Source organism: Nonomuraea sp. NPDC050328 (assembly GCF_044459405.1).
GTDB lineage: Bacteria > Actinomycetota > Actinomycetes > Streptosporangiales > Streptosporangiaceae > Nonomuraea.
Window position 1 is genome coordinate 584,109 of the sequence record NZ_JBITIW010000002.1, and the last position, 22,288, is coordinate 606,396.

At 73.3% G+C, this 22,288-nt stretch carries 19 protein-coding genes; 13 read left to right on the forward strand and 6 right to left on the reverse strand.

Annotated features, from left to right (window positions below):
• The first annotated feature begins 6 nt into the window (after positions 1-6).
• From ACIBG7_RS08895 to ACIBG7_RS08940, 10 genes are all read left to right on the forward strand, one after another.
• Entirely contained in the window at positions 7-561 is a 555-nt protein-coding gene (locus ACIBG7_RS08895) for a TetR/AcrR family transcriptional regulator (protein ID WP_397335697.1), read from the forward strand.
• Between the two features lie 43 nt (positions 562-604).
• Entirely contained in the window at positions 605-3,574 is a 2,970-nt protein-coding gene (locus ACIBG7_RS08900) for a bifunctional [glutamine synthetase] adenylyltransferase/[glutamine synthetase]-adenylyl-L-tyrosine phosphorylase (RefSeq protein ID WP_397335699.1), read from the forward strand.
• A 94-nt stretch (positions 3,575-3,668) separates the two neighbouring features.
• Positions 3,669-4,706 (forward strand): hypothetical protein, encoded by a 1,038-nt coding sequence (locus ACIBG7_RS08905; RefSeq protein WP_357931850.1) that lies wholly within the window; start codon positions 3,669-3,671, stop codon positions 4,704-4,706.
• Between the two features lie 72 nt (positions 4,707-4,778).
• On the forward strand, positions 4,779-5,762 hold the full coding sequence (locus ACIBG7_RS08910) for an NrtA/SsuA/CpmA family ABC transporter substrate-binding protein (RefSeq protein ID WP_397335700.1): 984 nt from the start codon (positions 4,779-4,781) through the stop codon (positions 5,760-5,762).
• On the forward strand, positions 5,759-6,589 hold the full coding sequence (locus ACIBG7_RS08915; protein WP_397335701.1) for an ABC transporter permease: 831 nt from the start codon (positions 5,759-5,761) through the stop codon (positions 6,587-6,589). Before ACIBG7_RS08910 ends, ACIBG7_RS08915 begins: the two co-directional genes overlap by 4 nt.
• On the forward strand, positions 6,586-7,278 hold the full coding sequence (locus ACIBG7_RS08920; protein ID WP_357931842.1) for an ABC transporter ATP-binding protein: 693 nt from the start codon (positions 6,586-6,588) through the stop codon (positions 7,276-7,278). Before ACIBG7_RS08915 ends, ACIBG7_RS08920 begins: the two co-directional genes overlap by 4 nt.
• Positions 7,275-8,249 carry an ABC transporter substrate-binding protein gene (locus ACIBG7_RS08925; protein ID WP_397335702.1) on the forward strand — a complete coding sequence of 325 codons (975 nt, stop codon included), beginning with the start codon at positions 7,275-7,277 and terminating at the stop codon, positions 8,247-8,249. The genes ACIBG7_RS08920 and ACIBG7_RS08925 overlap by 4 nt, the downstream gene beginning before the upstream one ends.
• Positions 8,249-9,142, forward strand: coding sequence for an LLM class flavin-dependent oxidoreductase (locus ACIBG7_RS08930; RefSeq protein ID WP_397335703.1), 894 nt, complete (start codon positions 8,249-8,251; stop codon positions 9,140-9,142). Before ACIBG7_RS08925 ends, ACIBG7_RS08930 begins: the two co-directional genes overlap by 1 nt.
• On the forward strand, positions 9,132-10,247 hold the full coding sequence (locus ACIBG7_RS08935) for an LLM class flavin-dependent oxidoreductase (RefSeq protein WP_357931836.1): 1,116 nt from the start codon (positions 9,132-9,134) through the stop codon (positions 10,245-10,247). The genes ACIBG7_RS08930 and ACIBG7_RS08935 overlap by 11 nt, the downstream gene beginning before the upstream one ends.
• Positions 10,244-11,164 carry an ABC transporter substrate-binding protein gene (locus ACIBG7_RS08940; protein WP_397335704.1) on the forward strand — a complete coding sequence of 307 codons (921 nt, stop codon included), beginning with the start codon at positions 10,244-10,246 and terminating at the stop codon, positions 11,162-11,164. The genes ACIBG7_RS08935 and ACIBG7_RS08940 overlap by 4 nt, the downstream gene beginning before the upstream one ends.
• On the opposite strand, the gene ACIBG7_RS08945 is transcribed toward ACIBG7_RS08940, so the two are convergent.
• Positions 11,145-12,503 (reverse strand): glycoside hydrolase family 16 protein, encoded by a 1,359-nt coding sequence (locus tag ACIBG7_RS08945; protein WP_397335705.1) that lies wholly within the window; start codon positions 12,501-12,503, stop codon positions 11,145-11,147. The two genes, ACIBG7_RS08940 and ACIBG7_RS08945, sit on opposite strands and share 20 nt — an antisense overlap.
• 226 nt (positions 12,504-12,729) lie before the next feature.
• Between ACIBG7_RS08945 and ACIBG7_RS08950 the strand changes: the two genes are divergently transcribed.
• Positions 12,730-13,143 (forward strand): ATP-binding protein, encoded by a 414-nt coding sequence (locus tag ACIBG7_RS08950; RefSeq protein WP_357931828.1) that lies wholly within the window; start codon positions 12,730-12,732, stop codon positions 13,141-13,143.
• 28 nt (positions 13,144-13,171) lie between these two features.
• Here the strand turns inward: ACIBG7_RS08950 and ACIBG7_RS08955 are convergent, their stop codons facing one another.
• The 3 genes from ACIBG7_RS08955 to ACIBG7_RS08965 all read right to left on the reverse strand — a co-directional run bounded on the left by ACIBG7_RS08955 (position 13,172) and on the right by ACIBG7_RS08965 (position 15,288).
• On the reverse strand, positions 13,172-13,321 hold the full coding sequence (locus ACIBG7_RS08955; RefSeq protein WP_357931825.1) for a GPGG-motif small membrane protein: 150 nt from the start codon (positions 13,319-13,321) through the stop codon (positions 13,172-13,174).
• A gap of 88 nt (positions 13,322-13,409) precedes the next feature.
• Positions 13,410-14,834 carry a type I glutamate--ammonia ligase gene (gene glnA / locus ACIBG7_RS08960; RefSeq protein ID WP_357931822.1) on the reverse strand — a complete coding sequence of 475 codons (1,425 nt, stop codon included), beginning with the start codon at positions 14,832-14,834 and terminating at the stop codon, positions 13,410-13,412.
• Between the two features lie 85 nt (positions 14,835-14,919).
• Positions 14,920-15,288 (reverse strand): hypothetical protein, encoded by a 369-nt coding sequence (locus ACIBG7_RS08965; protein WP_397335706.1) that lies wholly within the window; start codon positions 15,286-15,288, stop codon positions 14,920-14,922.
• An 89-nt stretch (positions 15,289-15,377) separates the two neighbouring features.
• On the opposite strand from ACIBG7_RS08965, the gene ACIBG7_RS08970 reads away from it, so the two are divergent.
• Together ACIBG7_RS08970 and ACIBG7_RS08975 are read left to right on the forward strand one after the other, a co-directional pair.
• Entirely contained in the window at positions 15,378-15,944 is a 567-nt protein-coding gene (locus ACIBG7_RS08970) for an RDD family protein (RefSeq protein WP_397335707.1), read from the forward strand.
• A gap of 125 nt (positions 15,945-16,069) precedes the next feature.
• The gene (locus ACIBG7_RS08975) at positions 16,070-20,410 is read left to right on the forward strand and encodes a GH92 family glycosyl hydrolase (protein ID WP_397335708.1); all 4,341 of its coding nucleotides are present in this window, start codon (positions 16,070-16,072) and stop codon (positions 20,408-20,410) included.
• Between the two features lie 30 nt (positions 20,411-20,440).
• On the opposite strand, the gene ACIBG7_RS08980 is transcribed toward ACIBG7_RS08975, so the two are convergent.
• Both ACIBG7_RS08980 and ACIBG7_RS08985 read right to left on the reverse strand, forming a co-directional pair.
• Entirely contained in the window at positions 20,441-21,301 is an 861-nt protein-coding gene (locus tag ACIBG7_RS08980; protein WP_397335709.1) for a GNAT family N-acetyltransferase, read from the reverse strand.
• A gap of 26 nt (positions 21,302-21,327) precedes the next feature.
• Positions 21,328-22,287 carry a hydroxyacid dehydrogenase gene (locus ACIBG7_RS08985; RefSeq protein ID WP_397335710.1) on the reverse strand — a complete coding sequence of 320 codons (960 nt, stop codon included), beginning with the start codon at positions 22,285-22,287 and terminating at the stop codon, positions 21,328-21,330.
• Between the last annotated feature and the right edge of the window lies 1 nt (position 22,288).

Below are 22,288 nucleotides of genomic sequence, written 5' to 3' on the forward strand. Positions count from 1 at the left end.
CCCGCCATGCCGCCACGCTCCGCCGAAGCGATCTTCGCCGCGACCCTGCGGCTCCTGGGCGAGCACGGCTACGAGGGGCTCACCGTCGAAGGCGTCGCCCGCGAGGCCGGCGTCAACAAGACCACGATCTACCGCTGGTGGCCGTCCAAGGCCGCCCTGCTCAGCGCCGCGCTGACCGACGGCGAGGTCCTCGCGCTGGACACGCCCGACACCGGCTCCCTGCGCGGCGACCTGGTCGCGCTGGTCGAGCGGGTCATCGAGCTGCTGTCAGACCCCGGCGTGCAGACCGTGGTGGCGGCCATCGCCGGCGGCGGACGGGACGACGAGCTCGGGCCGCTGTTCGCCACCTTCTTCGCCGACCGCTTCGCCCGCGAGCAGGCCATCTTCGACCGGGCGGTCGAGCGCGGGGAGGTCGCCGCCGACCTCGACCGCCTGCTCGTCATCGACCTGCTCAGCGGTGCGGTGTGGACCCGGGTGCTGCTCCGGCGGCAGGTCCCCGAGCCGGGCTTCGCCGAGCGGGCGGTCGAGGTGGTGCTGTCCGGCTCGTGCCCGCGCCCGTGAGCGGGTCCGGGACCGGCGGGCCCGCGCCTGCCACAATGGCCGGGTGCCCCGGATCGAGTCGACCGCAGCCAGGCTGGCCAAGCTGGGCTTCACCGACGTGGCCCGGGCAGAACGCCTCCTCACCGAACTGACCGCCACCCGGCCGCAGGCAAACCCGCCGGAGACCGTTGTGCCGCAGGCAAACCCGCCGGACACCGTTGTGCCGCAGGGAAGCCCGACGGACACTGCCCGGTCGCCGGAGAGCCCGCCGGACGCCGCCCGGGCCTACGAGAGCCTGCTGGCCGGCGCCGCCGATCCCGATCTGGCGTTGACGGCGCTCACCCGGCTGCCCGGGGCCGAGCCGACCCCGCGCCTGGTGAGCGTCCTGGGGGTGAGCGCCGCGCTGGGCGACCACCTGGCCCGGCACCCCGCCGACCTGGCCCTGCTGGAGCGCCCACCGGCCACCGACCCGCGCGCCGCCCTGCTGGAAGCCGTGGGCGCGGACCCCGCCCACCTCCGCCCGGTGGCGAGCGCACCCGAGCCGCTCAACGCGCTCCGGGTCGGCTACCGCGGCCGGCTCCTGGCCCTGGCCGGACGCGACCTGACCGGCGAGCTGAGCCTGCCGGAGGTCACCGGCGCGCTGTCCGACCTGGCCGCCGCCGCCCTGGAGGCCGCGCTGGCCGTCGCCCGCGCCGAGACCGGCGAGCACGAGGTACGGCTGGCCGTCATCGGCCTGGGCAAGTGCGGCGCCCGCGAGCTCAACTACATCAGCGACGTGGACGTGATCTTCGTCTCCGCCGCCGAGGACGACACCCGCGCGGCGACCCGGCTGGCCCAGGCCCTCATGCGCGCCTGCTCCACGGTGACCGCAGAGGGCGCCCTGTGGGAGGTCGACGCCGGGCTGCGCCCGGAGGGCAAGGCCGGGCCGCTGGTCCGCACCCTCGCCAGCCACCAGGCCTACTACCGCCGCTGGGCCAAGACGTGGGAGTTCCAGGCGCTGCTCAAGGCCCGGCCGGTGGCCGGTGACGCCGAGCTGGGCGCGGCCTACGCCGAGATGGCCGACGAGCTGGTCTGGACGGCCGCCACCCGCGACAACTTCGTCGAGGACGTCCAGGCGATGCGCCGCCGGGTCGAGCAGCACGTGGCCAAGGAGGGCGAACGCCATCTGAAGCTCGGGCCGGGCGGGCTGCGCGACATCGAGTTCGCCGTGCAGCTCCTGCAGCTCGTGCACGGCCGGCTCGACCCGCTGCTGCGCCGGCGCTCCACGCTGGCCGCGCTGGCGGCGCTGTCGCGGGGCGGGTACGTCGGGCGCGAGGACGCCAGGGCGCTGGCCGAGGCGTACACCTTCCTGCGCCGGGTGGAGCACCTGCTGCAACTGCATCGGCTCCGCCGTACGCACCTGGTGCCGGAGGCGGAGGCGGACCTGCGGCGGCTCGGCCGGGCACTGGGCCTGCAGCCCGACCCGGCGGCGGCCTTCCTCGCCCGCTGGCGGCAGCACGCGAGCCAGGCGCGGCGGCTGCACGAGAAGTTGTTCTACCGGCCGCTGCTGCAGGCGGTCGCGCGGCTGCCGGAGTCGGAGGACCGGCTCTCGCCGACCGCCGCCGTCGCACGGCTGCGCGCGCTGGGCTACGAGGACCCCGAGGGCGCGCTGCGCCACATCGCCGCGCTGACCACAGGCGTCTCGCGGCGCGCGGCGATCCAGCGCACGCTCCTGCCGGTGCTGCTCGGCTGGTTCGCCGACACCCCCGACCCCGACGCAGGGCTGCTCGGGTTCCGGCAGGTCAGCGACAAGCTGGGCACCACCCCGTGGTACCTGCGACTGCTGCGCGACGAGACCGCCGTCGCCGGGCGGATGGCCCGGCTGCTGGGCACCAGCCGCTACGCCACCGGCCTGCTGCTGCACGCCCCCGAGGCGGTCGAGCTGCTCGGCGCCGACGTCGCGCCCCGCCCGGCGGAGGCGCTGCTCGCCGAGGCGCAGGCCGCGCTGGCCCGGCACGAGGAGGCCGAGGCCGCCGTCGCCGCCGTCCGCTCGCTGCGCCGCCGCGAACTGTTCCGTACGGCGGTCGCCGACCTGTCCGGCACGATCGACATCGAAGGCGTGGGGGAGAGCCTGTCGGCGCTCAACGACGTGACGCTCCACGCCGCGCTCCAGGCCGCACAGGCCAAGGTCGGCCTCGAACGGCAACCGCCGGTACGGCTGGCGGTGATCGCGATGGGCCGGCTCGGCGGCCTGGAGTGCTCCTACGCCAGCGACGCGGACGTGATGTTCGTGCACGGCGACGGCGACGCCACCGAGACGGCCTTCGCGGTGGCCAACGAGGTGCGGCGGCTGCTCGCCCTGCCCGCGCCCGACCCGCCGCTGCTGATCGACCCCGACCTGCGGCCAGAGGGGCGGCAGGGCCCGCTGGTGCGGAGCCTGGCCTCCTACCGCGCCTACTACGCGCGGTGGTCGTCGCCGTGGGAGGCGCAGGCGCTGCTGCGGGCCCGGTTCGCGGCCGGGGACCGGGAACTCGGCGAGCGCTTCCTGGCGCTGGCCGACGAGCTGCGCTACCCGGCCGGCGGGATCGGCGAGGAGGCGGTGCGGGAGATCCGGCGGCTCAAGGCCCGGATGGAGGCCGAGCGGCTGCCGCGCGGCGCGGACCCGGCCCTGCACACCAAGCTCGGGCGCGGCGGGCTGTCGGACGTGGAGTGGGTGGCCCAGCTCCTGCAGCTCAGGCACGCCGGGGACCGCCCGGCGCTGCGCACCACCCGGACCGTCGAGGCGTTGCGGGCGGCGGTGGCCGAGGGACTGCTGGAGGCGGCCGACGCCGACGTGCTGGCCGAGGCCTGGCGGTTCGCCTCGCGGATCCGGGACGCGATCATGCTGGTGAAGGGGCGGCCCGGCGACCTCGTCCCCGCCGACACCCGCGAACGCCGCCGCCTGGCCCGCACCCTGGGCTACCCGCCGGACGGCTCGGAGGACTTCCTCGACGACTACCGCCGCATCACCCGCCGCGCCCGCCAGGTGACCGAACGCGCCTTCTACGGCGACTGACCCCCGCACGGCCGGCTCGTTCGGCGCGGTTCGTTGCGCGGAGATCCCCTCGGGTGTATCAAGGCGCGGGGTGATCGCTTTGCTGTCTCTTTACGTGGACCTGGCAGTCGGCCTGGTCATGCTGTTCCTCCTGATGTCGCTCCTGGTCAGCGGCCTCAACGAGGGCTTCGTCCGGCTCCTGTCCATCCGCAGCAAGTTCCTGTGGGCCTACCTGCGCGACACGATGGACGGCAGCGACGCGCAGGGCCGCTCCTGGTTGCCGGCCAAGGTGCGCGACGTCTTCGCCGCCCTGCCCTTCACCCACGACCCCCGCCCCGTCTTCAGCGACCAGCCCGCCCCCAGCGACGCCCGTCCCGCGCCCGCCGAGCAGGCCGAGGAGGCGCCCGCCCAGGACGACATGACCAAGCGCCTGTACGAGCGGGTCCGGGAGATCGACCACCCCAAGACCGGCCGCACCAGCATCGCCAACATCCCGCCGGAGCGCTTCGCGGTGGCGGTGATGGAGATGGCCGCCGCCGAGCCCGACGGCGTCGAGGGGCTGCTCGGCAAGCTGCAGGAGCTCAAGAGCCCGCTGCACAGCCACCTCAAGGGCCTGTGGGAGGGCGCCCAGCGCGACCTCGACCGCTTCCGCAAGGGCGTGGAGACCTGGTTCGACTCCGAGATGCAACGCCTGTCGATGTTGTACCGGCGCTACGTCAGGTGGGTGGTCTCCGCCCTCGGCCTGGTCATCACGCTGCTGTTCAGCCTCGACGGGGTGGAGTTCGCCAAGTCGGTGCTGCGCGACAACGCCTACCGCGCGGCCGTCGCCGCCGCGACCGCCGGGGGCCCGGAGGCGATCGAGCAGCTCAAGGCCAAGTGCAGCCAGCCGGGCGAGTCGGTCGAACTGGCCGACTGCATCACCGAGACGCTCAGCTCGCCCGCGCTGATCAAGGCGCTCGGCAACGCGATCGTGAAGGTGACCGTACCGGCCGACGGCGATCCGAGCGTGCACTGGAACGGCGGCGGGTGGTGGGACCGGATCACCACGCCGAGCCACTGGCCGGGCTTCCTGCTCACCTACCTGGCGCTGCTGTTCGGGGCGCCGTTCTGGTGGGACATCCTGCGGCGGATCACCGGCTTCAAACGAGGCTGACCCTTGGAACGAGCACAGACCGGGCTCGCCCACGGCTTGACTTCCTAAATACCTACCTGAATTATGGGGAATATGCGGATTCCCCATCGCCTCCTGCTCCTCCTGCTCGCCGCCGCCCTGACCGCCACCGCCTGTTCCTCGGCCGGAGCCGCCGAGGGAGCGGTCCTGAAGCTCCAGGACCCCGGCAACGCCGGCCCCCTGGCCTACGCCAAGAAGCACGGCATCCTGGAGAAGCGCCTGGCCCAGGTGGGAGCCCGCGTGGAGTGGGGCGGCAGCTACGCCTCCTTCACCGCCACCATCGACGCGGTCCGCTCCGGCTCGGTCAACGTGCTGCAGGGCGCCATCTCCCCGGTCCTCGGCTACCTGTCCGGCGCCAAGGACCTCAAGATCTTCTCCGTGACCGACCGGGTGACCGACCCGGCCGCGCCCAAGACCGACGGCCTCGTCGTGCACCCGGACAGCCCGGTGAAGACGGTCAAGGACCTGGCGGGCCGGCAGGTGGCGGTCAACAAGGGCGGCCGGGGCGAGTACCTCCTGCTGCTCGCCCTGGAGAAGGAGGGCGTCCCGGTCGACCAGGTCAAGCGGGTCTACCTCAACCCCGACCAGGCCGCCGCCGCCTTCGCCACCGGCAAGGTGGACGCCTGGTGGGCGATCGTCCGCGCCTACCCCGAGGTGGTCGCCAAGGGCGCCCGCGTGCTGGTCGACAGCACCGCCCTGCCCGACCAGGACCTCAGCATCCACGCCGCCCGCACCGAACTCCTCGACGAGCACCCGGAGGCGGTCAAGGTCTACCTCGACGTGGTCCGCGAGCTCACCAGCGAGGCCCGCACCAGCCCCGAGCGCTTCCAGAACGTCTTCCTCCAGCAGGGACCCACCGCCGTCAGCGGAGCCCGCCTGGAGGTCGAGCTGGCCAAGGCCCGCTTCGCCGGCCTGCCCCGCCCGGCGCTCCCCGCCGACGCCGGCTTCGTCAAGGACGTGGCGGCCCTGTTCGCCAAGTACGGCGTGCTCCCCGCGACGCTCGACGCCGGCGCGGTCATCCACCAGGCGCGGCCATGACCGTCCTGGCCGAACGCGCGCTCGCGCTGGAGACCCCGCGCCACCTCGGCACCCGCCGCAGGCACCCGGCCCTGACCCTGACCGTGCGGGCCGGCGTCCCGCTCCTGCTGCTGGCCGCCTGGTGGATCGGCTCGGCCACCGGCGCGCTCGACCCCGGCATCCTCGCCGGGCCGCCCGCGGTCGCCGGCGCGCTCGGCGAACTCCTGGCCACCGGCCAGCTCGGCGACTACCTGCTGGCCTCGGCCGGCCGCGCCGGGCTGGGCGTGGCGCTCGGCGCCGGGACCGGCCTGCTGCTCGGCGTCGTCTCCGGGCTGTCGGCGCTGGGCGAGGACCTGGTCGACCCGACGCTGCAGATGAAGCGCGCGGTGCCCTTCCTGGCGCTGGTCCCGCTGTTCATCTCCTGGTTCGGGGTGCAGGAGACCTTCAAGGTCGTGCTCATCGCGGTCGCCGCCGTCGGCCCGATGTACGCCTACACCTACCTCGGGGTGCGCGGCGTGGACCGCAAGGTGGTCGAGGCCGCCCGTGGCTTCGGCCTGAGCGGAGCGCGGCTCACCTTCGGCGTGATCATCCCGAGCGCGCTGCCCAACATCCTGATGGCGTTGCGCGTCTGCCTCAGCATCTCGCTCACCGGCCTCATCGCCGCCGAGCAGATCGGCGCCACCGAGGGCATCGGCTACCTCGTCACCCTGTCCCAGCAGTACTACCGCAACGACTACATGCTGCTGTGCGTGCTGCTCTACGCGGTGCTCGGGCTCCTCATCGACCTGGGCATCCGCGGACTCGAACGGCTGGCCATGCCCTGGCGCGAGCACCTGGCGGCGCGATGAGCGAGACCGCCGTCCTCATCAGCGGGCTGCGCAAGAGCTTCGGGCCCAAGACCGTCCTCGACGGCATCGACCTGGAGATCCGGCGCGGCGAGTTCTTCGCCCTGCTCGGGCCGAGCGGCACCGGCAAGACCACGTTGCTGCGCATCCTGGCCGGCCTCGAACGGCCGGACGCCGGCAGCGTGCTCGCGCCGCCCCGCCGTACCACCGTCTACCAGGAGCCGCGGCTGGTGCAGGCCCGCCGGACGCTGCCCAACGTCGTGCTCGGGCTGCCGCGCTCGGCCGCCGCCCGCGGCGCGCGGGCGCTGGCCGAGGTCGGCCTGGAGGGGTACGGCAGAGCCTGGCCCGCCACCCTGTCCGGCGGTGAGGCCCAGCGGGTCGCGCTGGCCAGAGCCCTGGTCCGCGAGCCCGAACTGCTCCTGCTCGACGAGCCCTTCGCCGCGCTGGACGCGCTGACCCGCCTGCAGATGCAGGAACTGGTCGCCGAGCTGTGCGCGCGCCACCGCCCGGCCGTCGTGCTGGTCACCCACGACGTGGAGGAGGCCGTACGGCTGGCCGACCGCGTCGCGGTGCTGCGCGAGGGCCGCTTCGCCGTCGAACGCCCGATCGACCTGCCCCACCCGCGAGATCGCGACGACCCCGCCTTCCTCGCCGCCCGCCGCCTGTTCCTGTCGACCCTGGGAGTGTCATGACCACCCTCTGGTACACCCGCTGCCCCGTCCCCACGGCCAGCGGCCTGGCCCACCGGCTCGGCTGGCTGGCCGACGAACTCGGGGAGGTGGGCGTCCTGCAGGACGCCCCGCCCGAGATCGCCCGGCACCACTTCGACCACGACCTGCCCGGCCTGTTCCGCGAGGGCGGCAACGTGCCGGCGCTGGCCGCCCGCTCCGAAGGGGCGCGCACCCGGCTGATCGGCCTCACCTGGATCGAGGAGGCGCAGTCCGTCCTGGTCCGCCCCGATTCGGGGATCGCCGGCGCGGCCGGGCTCAGGGGAGCGCGCTTCGCCCTGTCCCGCTGGGCCGCCACCAGGGCCGAGAGCTTCCCCCGCGCGATGGCCCTGCACGGCGCCAAGGGCGCGCTCGGCCAGGGCGGCCTCACCCTCGACGCGGTGGAGTTCGTGGAGGTCGAGCAGCCGCCGGGCGAGTGGTCGTGGCCCGGCCTCGCCGAGCTGACCGCGGGGGCGGTGGACGCGGTCTACGTCAAGGGCGCGCGGGCCGCCGAGCAGGCGGTCGCGGCCGGAGCCGTGGTCGCCGTCGACCTCGACGCCCACCCCGATCCGGCCACCCGGGTCAACAACGGCACCCCGCGGCCGATCACCGTGCACGAGGACCTGCTGGCCGAGCGGCCCGACCTGGTTGTGCGCTTCCTGGTGCAGACGTTGCGCGCCGCCGACTGGGCGGCGGGCGACCTGGCCGGGGTCCGCCGGATCCTGGCGGGGGAGACCCGGTCCGGGGCGGCCGGGGTGCGCGCGGCCTACCGCGACGGCTTCCACACCCGGCTGCGCCCCGACCTGTCACCCGAGCGGCTGGACCTGCTCGGGCTGCAGAAGGACTTCCTGCTGGAGCACGGCTTCCTGGCCGCCGACGTGGACGTGGCCGCCTGGGCCGCGCACGAGCCGCTGGAGCGGGCCCGCGAGATCCTGGCCGAACGGGCGGTGGCGTGATGGCCCCCCAGCCGCCGGAGCTGGAGTTCCACATCATCCTGCCCACGCGCTCGCGGCGGGGACGGCGCTTCGCCGCCGCCCTGACCGACCCGCGCCGGGCCGCCGGCCCCCACGACCACGTCGCGCAGGTCGCCCGGGCCGCCGAGCTGGCCGGGCTGAGCGGGGCGGTGCTCCCCTTCGACCCGGGCGGGGCGGAGAGCTTCGTGCTGGCGGGGGCGGTGCTGCGCCGTACCCGCTACCTGCGGGTCACCGCCGAGTTCCACCCGGCCGTGGCCACCCCGGTCTACGCGGCCAAGCTCTCGTTGTCGCTGGCCCGCTTCTCGGCCGACCGGCTCGACTGGAAGCTGGCCGACCTCGACCCCGTGCTCGCCCGCGCGCACGGGGACTTCGTGGACGGCCCCGAGCGCTTCCGCCGTGCCGCCGAGTTCCTGACCATCGCCAAGGGGGTGTGGAGCGGCGGCGGCTTCAGCTTCCGCGGCCGCCACTTCGAGGTGCTGGACGGCGGCTTCGGCGAGCCGCCGCTGGCCGGACACCCGCTGCCCAGGGTGGTGCTGTCCGGCACCTCGCCGGAGGAGCTGGACCTGTCGGCCGAGCACGGCGACGTGCACCTGTTCGACCCCTGGGACGACATCGAGGCCGCCACCGAGCGCCTGCCCGGCCTGCGGTACGGCGTGCGGCTGCGGATCGCCGCCCGCGAGGACGCGGCCGAGGCCGCGGGCCTGGACGGGGACCTGACCGGCGGCTACGAGGGCGTGGCCGCCGCCCTGCGCGAGTTCGCCCGGCGCGGCGTCACCGTCTTCCACCTGGAGGCCGCGCCCGCGCTGGAGGAGACCTACCGGATCGGCGAGCACCTGCTGCCGCTGCTGGCGAAGGAGGACGCCGGTGTCCGTTGACGTCTACTGGCGGATCGGGACCCACGGCGACCAGCCGTCGCTGCGGCGGCGGGTGGCCAGCCGGGGCGGCTGGGCGCCGCTCGGTCCCGGCAGCCTGGCCCCCGGCCTGCGCGGGGGCCGGCCGGACGGCTACAGCCACCTGGAGCACATGGGCGACGTGGCCCGTGCCTCCGAGAGCGCCGGCTTCGTCGGCGGGCTGCTGCCGAGCTTCCCGTTCACCGACGACCCGTGGGCGGCGACGGCGAGCCTGGCCGCCGAGACCTCCACCTACCGCTTCATGGTCGCCTACCAGCCGGGCTTCCTCCATCCGGTGCAGGCCGCCCGCATGTCGGCGACGTTGCAGCAGGCGACCGGGGGCCGGCTGGTCTACAACATCATCTCCGGCGGAGGCGGGCCGCAGCAGCTCTGGTGGGGCGACAAGGTCGACCACGACGACCGCTACGCGCGCACCTCGGAGTTCCTCGACGTGCTGCGCGGGGTCTGGAGCGGCGAGCCGTACCGGCACAAGGGCCGCTTCTACCAGGTGGACGGCGCGCACCTGCCGGACGAGCTGGCCGCCCAGCCCTTCCCGGAGATCTACTTCTCCGGCTCGTCCAAGGCCGCGATCGAGGCGGCCGGGCGGCACGCCGACTACTACCTGTCCTGGCTGGAGCCGTTCGGGCCGCTGGCCGAGAAGTTCGGCCAGGTGCGCGAGCACAGCGACCGCGACCCGCGCTTCGCCGTGCGCATCGACGTGGTGGCGCGCGAGAGCGAGGAGGAGGCCTGGGCGGAGATCCGGCGCGGCTGGGACAACATCGATCCGGCCGTGCTCCAGGACGCCACCGGCGACTCCATCGGCTGGGAGCGCAGCCGCTCCTTCGTCACCGGCCGGGTCACCGGCCACCGCGACCTGGAGGTCGAGCCCAACGTCTGGGGCGGCTTCCATCTGCTGCGCGGCGGGCCGGCCTTCGGCCTGGTCGGCAGCTACCAGCAGGTCGCCGCCCGGCTCGACGAGCTGATCGAGCTCGGGGTCGGGTCCTTCATCCTCGCGGGTGTGCCGCACCTGGAGGAGGCCTACCGGGTGGGCGAGCACGTCCTGCCCCTGTTGCAGAGGAGCACCAGATGAGCGTCAAGGTCGGATTCTTCCCGCACAACAACTCGCTGTGGGTGCTGCGCCACCGCGGCATCCTGGAGCGGTCCCTGCCGTCCGTGCAGTGGGTGGACCTGCGCGAGCTGCCGCCGGGCGAGCGGCCCTCGCCGCGCGAGGGGCTGCCGTCGGTGCACGGCGACCACCTGTTCGACGGCGGCTACGACTTCATCGGCACCGGCTCGACGCCGCCGGTCACCGCGCAGGGCAAGGGCCACGACATCGTCTACGTGGCCGTCTCGGGGCCCAGGCACGAGAACGGGCGGCTGGTGACGCGGGCCGACTCGCCGGTCACCTCGGTCGCCGACCTGCGCGGCCGCAAGGTCGCGCTCGGCCACGGGAGCTGGCAGACCACGCTGCTGCTGTTCGCCCTGGACGACGCCGGGCTGTCGTGGGGCGACATCGAGCCGGTGGACGCCGGGGTGGACGCCGCCCGGCTCCTGCTCGACGGCGAGGTCGACGCCTGGGTGGGCTCCTACCCGGCGCTGGGCGCGATCGAGGCCCGCACCCGCACGCTGGTCGAGACCGACGGGCTGTTCAGCCACCGCTCGCTCTGGTTCACCCGCCGCGACTTCGCCACCGAGCACCCCGCCGAGCTCGCCGCGATCGTCCACGCCCTCCAGGAGTCGGACGCCTGGATCAAGGAGAACTACCGCGAGGCCGCCGAGCTGTTCGCCGCCGACGACGGCGGTGACGTGGCGGCCTGGGAGCACGCCCTGCGTCACCGGCCCTTCGGCCTGGAGCCGGTGAGCGAGGAGTTCGTCGCCGAGCAGCAGCGCGCCGCCGACCTGTTCCACGCGGCCGGTCTGATCGACCGGCCGGTCGTGGTCGCCGACGCGGTGCTGCCCGAGCTGGCCGAGCTGGTCAGGCAGCCGGTCAGTTCGTCGAGAAGGTGAACCAGTTGACGTTGACGAAGTCGGCCGGCTGGCCGGAGGAGAAGGTGAGGTAGACCGTGTGCGTCCCGGCCACCGGCGTGATGTTGGCCGGGACGGTCCGCCAGCTCTGCCAGCCGCCGGTGCTGGCCAGGGCGAAGTCACCGATCGGCGGGGCGGTCGGGCTGCCCAGCCGTACCTGCACCAGGCCGCTGACCCCGGCCGCCGCGCCCGAGGCGACCCGCGCCCTGAACTGGGCGGCCGGCACCGAGCCGAAGTTCACCCCGTCGAAGCGCAGCCAGTCGCCGTTGCCGATGCCGCCGACGTTCTGGCCGCCGCCGGTGTCGGTGGTGGGCTCGTTGAAGGTGCCCGACTGCGCCTGCCGGCTCTCCGCCTGGATGGTCGAGCGCGCGTCCACCCCGCCCGGCTGGGTGGGGCCGCCGCTCTGCCAGACGCCCACGTAGTCGACGACCATCGGCCGTCCCGAGACGGTCGCCGCGGTGGGCGTGGCGAACCCGGCGACGCCGTCGGGGAAGGCCCCGCCCATCGCCACGTTCAGCAGCAGGAAGTAGCCGGCGTGCCCGGTCATGTTGGCCCAGGTGGTGGCGTCCATCTGGGCCTGGCTGACGCTGTGGAACTGCTGGCCGTCCACCGACCAGCGCAACTGGTTGGGGGTCACGCTGCGGTCCCACTCGAACCGGTAGGTGTGGAAGGCCGACTGGCACGAGGCCCCCGGGCAGGTACGGCTGGCGCCGAGCCCGGAGAACTCGTTGCACGGCCCGCCCGGCGCGACGCCGCAGTGCAGCACGCCCCAGACGGAGTTGAGCCCGTTGACGTTCTCCATCACGTCGAACTCGCCGATGCCCGGCCAGTTCCAGTAGTTGCCGCGGAAGGGCGAGCCGAGCGCCCAGAAGGCCGGCCAGTAGCCGAGGGCGGCGTCGCCGGTGACGTTCGGCATCTGGATCCGGCCCTCGATGCGCAGGATGCGGCCGTCGGCGGGCTTGAAGTCGGCCCGCCGGGTCTCGATGCGGGCGCTGGTCCAGGACCGGCCGCCGCCGATCGGGGTGATGCGCAGGTTGCCGGAGCCGTCGAGGCTGACGTTGGCCGGGTCGGCGGTGTAGTTCTGGATCTCCCCGGTACCCCAGTTGGCCGGGCCGCCGGGGTAGCTGTGGCCGGTGTCGATGATCCAGTTGCCCGCGTCGGGCAGGGCGCCCGCCGGGCCGGTGAAGTCGTCGGCCCACACCAGCGACCAGCCGGCGGGCGGCGGCGGCACGGCGGCGTGCGCGACCGGCGCGACGGGGGTGAACAGGACGGTGAGGGTGGCTAAGGCGGCACAGAGCACCGCGAGGCGGCTGCGAGGCATTGCTGCTCCTTCGGGGGGTGGCACCGCGAATACGCAACGTCTGAGAGCGCTCTCTCGACAAGCTGACACAGCTTTGACCACGCGTCAATCGGTATGGAGAGCGCTCCCTCAACCGGCCTCGGTCAGGACGGGTCGATGCCTGGGTGAGGAATGAGGCGGGTCAGCCTGGGGAGAGGACGGGTGGGCCCGCAAACCGGAAGCGAGCAGAAGGAGGGACGCGACAGTGATGGAGCACGCGACGCTCGCGCCCGACCTGGTGGCGGCCCCTGTGACCCTGGACGATCTGCCGGGGCTGCGCGACGTGGTCACCCGCGTGGCGCGCCGGCACGGTCTGGCCCGCGATTCCCTCGTCGACCTGGTCATCGCGGTCAACGAGGTGACGACCAACGCGGTCACGCACGGCAGTATGCCCGCCCACCTGCTCATGTGGCGGGCCGACGGGCACCTCGTCGTGGAGGTGCGTGACTCGGGCCGGTGGAAGGATCCAGGGGCGGGGGGCTACGCGGAAGGCCACGAGGCGCCGCCGGACGACGCCCCAGGTGGCCGTGGACTGTGGCTGGCCCGGCGCGCGGCGACGGACCTGGACATCCGCCGGTCGGCCGAGGGGACCACGATCAGGATGACCTTCGCGCTCCCCTGACGGCCGGGCCGGTGGAACCGGTCACGGGTTACGGGTTGAAGATGCTGACGCCGCCCGGCCCGACGAGCAGGCCGACGACGATGAGCACGACACCCCACAGGATGTCGCGGCGGGCGATGAGCACGTAGACGCCGGCGATGACGAGAACGACGGCGATGATCCACAAGAGAGTAGCCATACCGGACATTTCCCTGGCCCAGGCCGGGCAAACGCCGAACGAGAAGCCCGGGAGCGCCGTAGCGTCCCGGGCCTTCGCACGTCAGCGGTCAGACATCGTAATAGAGCTCGAACTCGTGCGGGTGCGGCCGCAGCCGGATCGGGTCCACCTCGTTGGTGCGCTTGTAGTCGATCCACGTCTCGATCAGGTCGGGGGTGAACACTCCGCCCTCCAGCAGGTAGTCGTGGTCGGCCTCCAGCGCGGCCAGCACCTCGGGCAGCGAACCCGGCACCTGCGGAATGCTGCGGGCCTCCTCCGGCGGCAGCTCGTAGAGGTCCTTGTCCACGGGCTCCGGCGGCTCGATCTTGTTGCGGATGCCGTCGATGCCGGCCATCAGCATCGCCGCGAAGGCGAAGTACGGGTTGCACGACGGGTCCGGCACCCGGAACTCGATGCGCTTGGCCTTCGGGTTCGACCCGGTGATCGGGATGCGGACGCAGGCCGAGCGGTTGCGCTGCGAGTAGACCAGGTTGACCGGCGCCTCGTACCCGGGCACCAGCCGGTGGTAGGAGTTGACCGTCGGGTTGGTGAACGCCAGCAGCGACGGGGCGTGCTTGAGCAGGCCGCCGATGTAGTACCGCGCGGTGTCCGACAGCCCGGCGTAGCCCACCTCGTCGTAGAAGAGCGGCGCGCCGTCCTTCCAGAGCGACTGGTGGCAGTGCATGCCCGAGCCGTTGTCACCGAAGATCGGCTTCGGCATGAAGGTGACCGTGTGGCCGTACTCCAGCGCGGTGCTCTTGATCACATACTTGTAGAGCATGAGCTGGTCGGCGGTCTTGAGCAGCGTGCCGAACCGGAAGTCGATCTCCGCCTGGCCCGCGGTGCCGACCTCGTGGTGCTGCATCTCCACGTCGATGCCGCACTCGATGAGGTTGCGGACCATCTCGCTACGCAGGTCGGTGAAGTGGTCCATCGGCGGCACCGGGAAGTAGCCGCCCTTGTAGCGCGGCTTGTAGCCCAGGTTGCCGCCCTCGGAGGCCTTGCCGGTGTTCCAGGCGCCCTCGATGGAGTCGATGTAGTAGTAACCCGCGTTCTGCCGGGTCTCGAAGCGCACGTCGTCGAAGATGTAGAACTCCGCCTCGGGACCGAAGTAGGCGGTGTCGGCGATCCCGGTGCCCTTGAGGTACTCCTCCGCCTTGCGCGCCACGTTGCGCGGGTCGCGGCTGTAGGCCTCGCCGGTCAGCGGGTCGTGCACGAAGAAGTTGATGTTGAGCGTCTTGTGCTGCCGGAACGGGTCGAGCACGGCGGTCGTCGGGTCGGGCAGGAGCAGCATGTCCGACTCGTGGATGGCCTGGAAGCCACGGATGGACGAGCCGTCGAACATCAGCCCGTCGGTGAAGACGCTGGCGGTGAAGTTTTCCACCGGGAAGGTGAAGTGGTGCGTCGTCCCGGGCAGGTCGGTGAACCTGACATCGACGAACTGCACCTCCTCGGCCCCGATGTAGTTCAGGACGTCGTCGGCGGAGTTGAACACTCTCGAAACCTCCCAGGGACCCGGTTATCAGCCCGACGCTAGGACCGCGTGGTTTCCGGACAGTGTCCCGATTGTTTCGAGGTTGTTACGCTCCGCCAGGCGAGGGTGGCGCTGCGGTGACCGTCGCGGCCGGCCCGGGCGTGCGTGTCGGCGCGGCCTTGGGCGTGAGCAGGTCGGGATCGACGGTCACGACGGTTCCGGCCGCCGCGATCAGGGCGATCACCAGCCACACCGCCAGCCAGACCTTGCGCCGCGAGTGCGGGCTGCGGCCGGCCGCCACCCGGTCGTACTCGCGTACCGCGCCCCGCGAGCGCCTCGGCGCGCCGCTCCTGCCGCGCGGGCGGGCGCTCCTGGCCCCCCGGCCGGCCTCCCGCCGCAGGCGCTTGACATCGCGTTCGTCGAACTGTGCGACCAGCTCGTCGAAACGCGCGTCGATGTCATCCCCGTCAGACATGCAGTCAATGATGCGGGTGGGGCAGGACCGGGTGAAGCGCGGTTGGGTCACGATCCCGACCGCGCACCACGGCGGATACCGTGGAGGGCATGAGCAAGCAGCGATCCCGGCGGCCCGCGAAGGCCGGGGCGGCCGGCCGTACGAGCACGAAGGCGGCCGAGGGCGCGCGCAAGCCGGACGCGGAGGCGCGGGAGGCCGCGCGGCCCGAGCCGAGGTGGACGCAGACCTGGATCGGCGGCGTGCGCTCGGCCGGGATCGACCTGGGCTACCCGGGCGAGCGGCTGGGCCTGCCCGAGGAGGGTCCCGAGTCGATCGCCCGGTACGGCAGGCGCATCGGCGCCCTGGTCATCGACTGGCTGATCTGCACCTGGGCGATCGCGCAGTTCGTCCTCGGGGTGAACCCGGGCCGCTCGCCCTGGGTGCCCGCCCTGGTGTTCGCCGCCCAGTACCTGCTGCTCACCGGCCTGCTCGGCCAGACGTTCGGCCACCGCCTGATGGGCATCCGGGTGGCCGCGATGGACGGCGGCCGGCCGAGGTGGTTCCCGGTGCTGGTCCGCACGATCCTGCTCTGCCTGGTCGTCCCGGCGGCGATCTTCGACCGCGACCAGCGCGGCCTGCACGACCGGGTGTCCAACACGATGGTCGTGCGTATGTAGCTCCCGCCGGAGGAGGGCCGTCACCGCGCTGGTGGCGGCCCTTTCTCGCGTGCCCTGTTGACAACGTTGTCTTTTCCGGCTGAAGATCGCGCTGACAACGTTGTCAGCCCCCCAGGAGCAGCCCCATGCGCAGCCCCCACCGGCTGGGCCTCGTCGCGGCGGCCACCGCCACGGCGATCGTCCTGGCCTTACCCGGCCTGGCCCTGGCCGACCCGTCACCCGGCGACCCGCCTGGCTCCGGCCCCGCCACCTCGCAGACCGTCCCCAGCGACCAGCCCTCCGCCCGGCCCTCCCACGGACCCGGCGCCGGCCAGGGCGGCGAGACGCCCGCCCAGAGCCGCAGCGCCGCCGCGGCGAGCCAGGCCCCGCCCGGCGCGCTCTTCCACACCTCGGTCGAGGCCGCCGACCCGCAGCCCACCTGGACGAGCACGGCCGAGGAAGGCAAGCCCGCCGAGGGCGTGACCGGCCGGATCGGCATCCCGGGCACCATCGTCGACCAGATCACCGAGATCACCGCCAGCGGCGAGAACGCCGGCTCGGGCGAGGTGCGGCAGAACCTGTTCGACGGCGACACCAACACCAAGTGGCTGGTCTTCCAGCCGACCGGCTGGGTCGCGGTCAAGCTCGCCAAGCCGATCGCCGTCAAGAAGTACGCGATGGCCTCCGCCAACGACGCCCCCGAGCGCGACCCGCGCGCCTGGGCGCTGGAGGGCTCGGCCGACGGCCGGACCTGGACCCCGGTGGACACCCGCACCGGGCAGAGCTGGAGCGCCCGCTTCGAGACCCGCCTGTTCGACGTCGCCAGGCCGCAGGCCTTCAGCCACTACCGGCTCAACATCACCGCCAACGGCTCCGGCGGCCTGATTCAGCTCGCCGAGCTGCAACTGTCCGACGGCGACCCGAACTCCCAGCCGCCCACCCCGATGAGCACCCTGGTCGACTTCGGCCCGGGCGCTTCGTGGACGGCGAAGTTCAAGGCCGGCTTCACCGGGCTGAAGTCGCTGCGCTACTCCGGCAGCACCCTGTCGGCCCAGGGCGGCCACGCGCACAACAAGGTGTTCGAGACCGACGTCGAGGTCAAGGCCGACACCGAGCTGTCCTACGTGATCGCGCCCGAGTTCGCCAACGGCGACCTGGCCTACCCCAGCACCTACGCCGCCCTCGACCTCGCCTTCGACGACGGCACCTACCTCAGCGACCTGAAGGCGAAGGACCAGCACGGCGCCGAGGCGAGCGCGCGCGGTCAGGGCGTCTCCAAGACGCTCTCGGTCGACCAGTGGAACCTCAAGCGCGTCCCGCTCGGCAAGCTCGCCCTGGGCAAGCGGATCAAGCGCATCCTGCTCGCCGTGGACATCCCCGCCGGGCCGCTGTCCTTCAGCGGCTACGTGGACGACATCACCCTCGGCCCGGCCCGCCAGGAGACGCGCACCAGCCCGGCCGACTACGTGCTCACCACCCGGGGCACGCACTCCAGCAACGGCTTCTCGCGCGGCAACAACTTCCCGGCCACCGCGGTCCCGCACGGCTTCAACTTCTGGACCCCGATGACCGGCTCCGGCTCGCGGAGCTGGGTGTACGAGTACCACCGCAACGGCAACCCGGACAACGTGCCGACCATCCAGGCCTTCGCCGCCAGCCACATGCCCAGCCCGTGGATGGGCGACCGGCAGTCCTTCCAGCTCATGCCCTCCCCGCTGGCCAGGCCCAGCGCGGTGCGCGAGGCCAGGGCGCTGCGCTTCTCGCACGCCGACGAGGTGGCCAAGGCGCACTACTACAGCGTGACCTTCGCCAACGGCATCAAGACCGAGATGACGCCGACCGACCACGCGGCGGTCTTCCGCTTCACCTTCCCCGCCGACTCCGGCAGCGTCATCTTCGACAACATCAACAACGACGGCGGCCTCACCGTCTCCGGCAACGTGGTCACCGGCTGGACCGACTCGCCCAGCGGCTACAACGCCGGCGACGGCCGGATGTTCGTCTACGGCGTCTTCGACCAGACCCCCACCGCCGGCGGCAAGCTGACCGGCGCGGGCCGCGACAACGTCACCGGCTACGCCGCCTTCGCCGCCCGCACGGTCGAGCTGCGCCTGGCCACCTCGTTCATCACGCTCGACCAGGCCAAGCTCAACCTGGAGCAGGAGGCCGGCCCGTTCGACGAGGTCAAGGCGAAGGCCCAGCGGGCGTGGGAGGACAAGCTCGGCATCATCCAGGTCGAGGGCGCCAGCGAGGACCAGCTCACCACCCTGTACTCCAACCTCTACCGGCTCTTCCTCTACCCGAACTCCGGCTTCGAGAAGACCCCCGAGGGCTTCCGCTACGCCAGCCCGGTCTCCCCGAAGACCGGCCAGGACACCCCGACCAGGGCCGGGTCGAAGATCGTCGACGGCAAGATCTACGTCAACAACGGCTTCTGGGACACCTTCCGTACGGCGTGGCCCGCCTACTCGCTCCTCGCGCCCAACGCCGGCGAACTGGTCGACGGCTTCGTGCAGCAATACCGAGACGGCGGCTGGATCGCCCGCTGGTCCTCGCCCGGCTACGCCGACCTGATGCCCGGCACCAGCTCCGACGTCGCCTTCGCCGACGCCTACGTCAAGGGCGTGCGCGGCTTTGACGCCAAGGCCGCCTACCAGGCGGCGGTGCGCAACGCCACCGTGGTGCCCGACCTGGCCAACTACGGCCGCAAGGGCATGCGCACCGCGCCCTTCCTCGGCTACACCTCCACCAGCGAGCTGGCCAAAGAGGGCCTGAGCTGGGCGCTCGACGGCTACCTCAACGACTTCGGCATCGCCAACATGGCCACCGAGCTGGCCAAGACGGCGACCGGGGCCGAGCAGGCGCGCTACCAGGCCGAGGCGGAGTACTTCCGCAACCGCGCGCTCAACTACGTCAAGCTCTTCGACTCGCGGGTCGGCTTCTTCCAGGGCCGCGACGGCGCGGGGAACTTCCGGCTGGCGCCGGAGCAGTACGACCCGCGCGTGTGGGGCTTCGACTACGCCGAGACCAACGGCTGGAACATGGCCTTCCACGCCCCGCAGGACGGCGCCGGCCTGGCCGCGCTGTACGGCGGGCGGGACAAGCTGGCCGCCAAGCTCGACCAGTTCTTCGCCACCCCGGAGACGGCCACCTTCGGCGGCTCCTACAACGGCGTCATCCACGAGATGCGCGAGGCGCGTGACGTGCGGATGGGGCAGTACGGGCACTCCAACCAGCCCTCGCACCACATCCCGTACATGTACACCTATGCCGGCCGGCCGTACAAGACGCAGGCGCTGGTGCGCGAGGTGCTCCGCCGGCTCTACCTGGGCAGCGAGATCGGCCAGGGCTACCCCGGCGACGAGGACAACGGCGAGATGTCGGCGTGGTACCTGCTCTCGGCGCTCGGCGTCTACCCGCTCCAGGTCGGCAGCGCCGAGTGGGCCATCGGCTCGCCGCTGTTCACCAAGGCGACGGTGAACCTGCCCAACGGCAAGAAGCTCGTCGTCAACGCCCCCGGCAACACCGACGCCACCGTCTACGTCCAGTCGCTCAAGGTCAACGGCAAGGCGTGGACCTCGACCTCGATCCCGCACTCGGTGCTGGCCGAGGGCGCGGTGCTCGACTTCACCATGGGCACGGAGCCGTCGGCGTGGGGCACCCGCCCCGAGGACGCCCCGAAGTCGATCAGCACCGGGCTGCCCGCTCCGCTGGCCGACGTCAAGGTCACCGGCGGCCCGGCGGCGCTGAGCGACGACACCTCCGCCACCGAGGCGGTCTTCAGCGGCCCGGTCCGGCTCGCGGTCGCCGGGGCGCGACAGCGGGTCACCCACTACACCCTGACCTCCGGCGCCCAGGCCACCGATCCGCCGGCGTGGAAGCTGGAGGGCTCGCTGGACGGCACCACCTGGACCGTCATCGACGAGCGCCAGGGCGAGGTGTTCGACTGGCGGCGGCAGACCCGGCCGTTCCGCATCGCCCAGCCCGGCCGCTACGCCCACTACCGGCTCACCGCGGCCTCGGGCAATCTGGCCGAGCTGGAGTTGCTGGCCGCGCCCGACCCGGCGTGCACCACGACCGTCACCGGCACCCATCGCGGGCCGCTGACCGTCGGGGACGGCGTCACCTGCCTGGCCGCCGGGGCCACCGTCTCCGGTCCGGTCACCGTACGGCAGGGCGCCTCGCTGCTGGCGACGGGCGCGACCATCGGCGGCCCGCTGACCGCCACCGGGGCCGCGCAGGTCGTGCTGCTGGACACCGGCGTCGGCGGCCCGATCACGGCCACCGGCACCACCGGCGAGCTCACCGTCGAAGGGTCGCGCTCGCGCGGCCCGGTGACGCTCACCGGCAACCGGGGCCCGACCGTCGTGGCCGCCAGCACCGTGGGCGGCCCGATGACCTGCACCGGCAACGATCCCAAGCCGTCCGACAACGGCCTGCCCAACACCGTCGGCGGCCCGAGCACCGGCCAGTGCCGCCCGGCCTGACCCGTCCCGGCAGGCCGGCGTGACCGCGCCTCAGAAGTAGTCCGCCGGCCAGTGTGTCGCACCCGGCGCCCGCACCACGGGAGCCGGGTCGGCCAGGAGCGGCCGGGCCATCCCGGTGCGGTCGCTCTCCCGCCGCACCTCACCCAGCAGGAACGGCAGGCCGGACTCCGCCCACGAGACGCGGGCCCGCACCCGGGTGACCCCGCGCCGCGCGGCCAGGGCGGTGAGCGAGGCGAACACCGAGGCCGTCTCCCCGGCGACCTCCAGCACCTCCAGCCCGTCCCCGCTCCACCGCACCGCCGCGTAGCCGCCGGAGTGCACCAGCACCTCGACCGGCTCGCCGTACCAGACCGGGACCCGCACCGCCCAGTGCGCCTGGTCGCGCACGGTGGTCAGCGGCCGCCCGGCGTTGTGCCGCTCGTACAGCGCCGCCAGCTCGGGCCGGTCGGCGGCGTGCGCCCGCCGCAGCGGCGGCGCACCGGCCACCGGCGGGGCGAGCGGCCCGCTGACCAGGGGCAACGAGAACGACTCCCAGCCGGCGTAGACCTCGGGCGTCCCGGTGAACAACAACGACCAGGCGCACCCGTCGGCGGTCATCGCCGCGCAGGCCGCCTCCAGCAACCGCCGGGCCAGCCCCTGCCCGCGGGCTTCCGGCAGGGTGGCGACGTTGGCCACGCCGCCGACCCGCAGGACCCCGCCGAGCCCGTCGCGCACGGCTCGCGGCAGGTAGTAGACGCTCGCCACCACCGCGCCCGGCGCCCCGGCGACGAAGGTGCGCTCGTAGCGTCCGGGGTCGCTCTCGTACAGCGGCCGGACGTGCGCCGAGCCGGGGAAGCACGCCGCCCACAGCGCGTACAGCGAGCCCCGGTCGGCGGGCGTGGCACGGCGCACGCCCGTATCGAAGGGCCGCGAACCGGTCATCCCATCCTGGCCAGCAGGTCGCGGGTGACCTCGTGCTCCAGGCCATGCCCGGCCAGGAACCGGGCGATCTCGGCGGTGACCACGTCCCCCTGCCGGCGACGGCACTCGACCGTGCCGGCCGCGTGGTGCGGGGTGAGCAACACGTTCGGCAGCGCGCGGAACGGGTGCCCGACCGGCAGCGGCTCCTCGTCGAAGACGTCGAGCGCCGCGTCCAGGCGCCCCGAAGCCACCTCCGCCAGCAGCGCCGCCTCGTCCACGAGCCAGGAGCGGGCGGTGTTGACCAGCCCGGCGCCGTCCGGCATGAGGGCCAGCTCGCGGCGGCCGAGCAGGTGCCGCGTCTCGGGCAGCGCGGGGGCGTGCACGGCGACGATGCGGCTGGTGGCCAGCAGTTCGTCGAGCTCGACGGCTCCGGGGTGGTACGGGTCGGCCACCTTGACCCGCGCGCCGAGCGCGGTGACCAGGTCGAGGTAGGCGCGGCCGGTACGGGAGGCGCCGATGACGCCGATCGGGCAGCCGAGGATCTCGTGCCGCGCGGGCACGTCCTCGGCCCTGGCCCAGGGCATGCCGCCGCGCAGCGCGTGGTCGAAGCGGTGCACCTGGTGCAGCAGCGCGAGGGTGAAGGCGAGCGCCACCTCCGCCACCGAGCGGGCCATCCCGGCTCCGGCCTGGGTCACCCGGATGCCGCGCGCCCACAGCTCCTCGGTCACGAACGGCTTGACCGTCGCCCCGGTGTGCGCGACCAGCCGCAGGCCGGGCGCGAGATCCAGCAGCCCGGCCTCCAGCGGCGGCATGCCCCACGAGGTGACCAGCACCTCGGCGCCGGGCAGAGCCTCGGCGAGCCCGGCGTGGGTGTCGAGCAGGGTCACCTCGCCGAGCGCCCGCAGCGCCCCCGGGTCGGGGAAGAACTGCGCCCGCAGCTCGGGGGAGACGCTGACCAGCACTTTCGCGGCGGCCATG

What these genes read in the sequence shown, in the direction of transcription:
- ACIBG7_RS08895 (WP_397335697.1), top strand. Translation starts at nt 7, where the DNA reads ATGCCGCCACGCTCCGCCGAAGCGATCTTCGCCGCGACCCTGCGGCTC.
- ACIBG7_RS08985 (WP_397335710.1), bottom strand. Translation starts at nt 22,287, where the DNA reads ATGGCCGCCGCGAAAGTGCTGGTCAGCGTCTCCCCCGAGCTGCGGGCG.
- ACIBG7_RS08950 (WP_357931828.1), top strand. Translation starts at nt 12,730, where the DNA reads ATGGAGCACGCGACGCTCGCGCCCGACCTGGTGGCGGCCCCTGTGACC.
- ACIBG7_RS08955 (WP_357931825.1), bottom strand. Translation starts at nt 13,321, where the DNA reads ATGGCTACTCTCTTGTGGATCATCGCCGTCGTTCTCGTCATCGCCGGC.
- ACIBG7_RS08915 (WP_397335701.1), top strand. Translation starts at nt 5,759, where the DNA reads ATGACCGTCCTGGCCGAACGCGCGCTCGCGCTGGAGACCCCGCGCCAC.
- ACIBG7_RS08925 (WP_397335702.1), top strand. Translation starts at nt 7,275, where the DNA reads ATGACCACCCTCTGGTACACCCGCTGCCCCGTCCCCACGGCCAGCGGC.
- ACIBG7_RS08975 (WP_397335708.1), top strand. Translation starts at nt 16,070, where the DNA reads ATGCGCAGCCCCCACCGGCTGGGCCTCGTCGCGGCGGCCACCGCCACG.
- ACIBG7_RS08940 (WP_397335704.1), top strand. Translation starts at nt 10,244, where the DNA reads ATGAGCGTCAAGGTCGGATTCTTCCCGCACAACAACTCGCTGTGGGTG.
- ACIBG7_RS08930 (WP_397335703.1), top strand. Translation starts at nt 8,249, where the DNA reads ATGGCCCCCCAGCCGCCGGAGCTGGAGTTCCACATCATCCTGCCCACG.
- ACIBG7_RS08945 (WP_397335705.1), bottom strand. Translation starts at nt 12,503, where the DNA reads ATGCCTCGCAGCCGCCTCGCGGTGCTCTGTGCCGCCTTAGCCACCCTC.
- ACIBG7_RS08920 (WP_357931842.1), top strand. Translation starts at nt 6,586, where the DNA reads ATGAGCGAGACCGCCGTCCTCATCAGCGGGCTGCGCAAGAGCTTCGGG.
- ACIBG7_RS08970 (WP_397335707.1), top strand. Translation starts at nt 15,378, where the DNA reads ATGAGCAAGCAGCGATCCCGGCGGCCCGCGAAGGCCGGGGCGGCCGGC.
- ACIBG7_RS08965 (WP_397335706.1), bottom strand. Translation starts at nt 15,288, where the DNA reads ATGTCTGACGGGGATGACATCGACGCGCGTTTCGACGAGCTGGTCGCA.
- ACIBG7_RS08910 (WP_397335700.1), top strand. Translation starts at nt 4,779, where the DNA reads ATGCGGATTCCCCATCGCCTCCTGCTCCTCCTGCTCGCCGCCGCCCTG.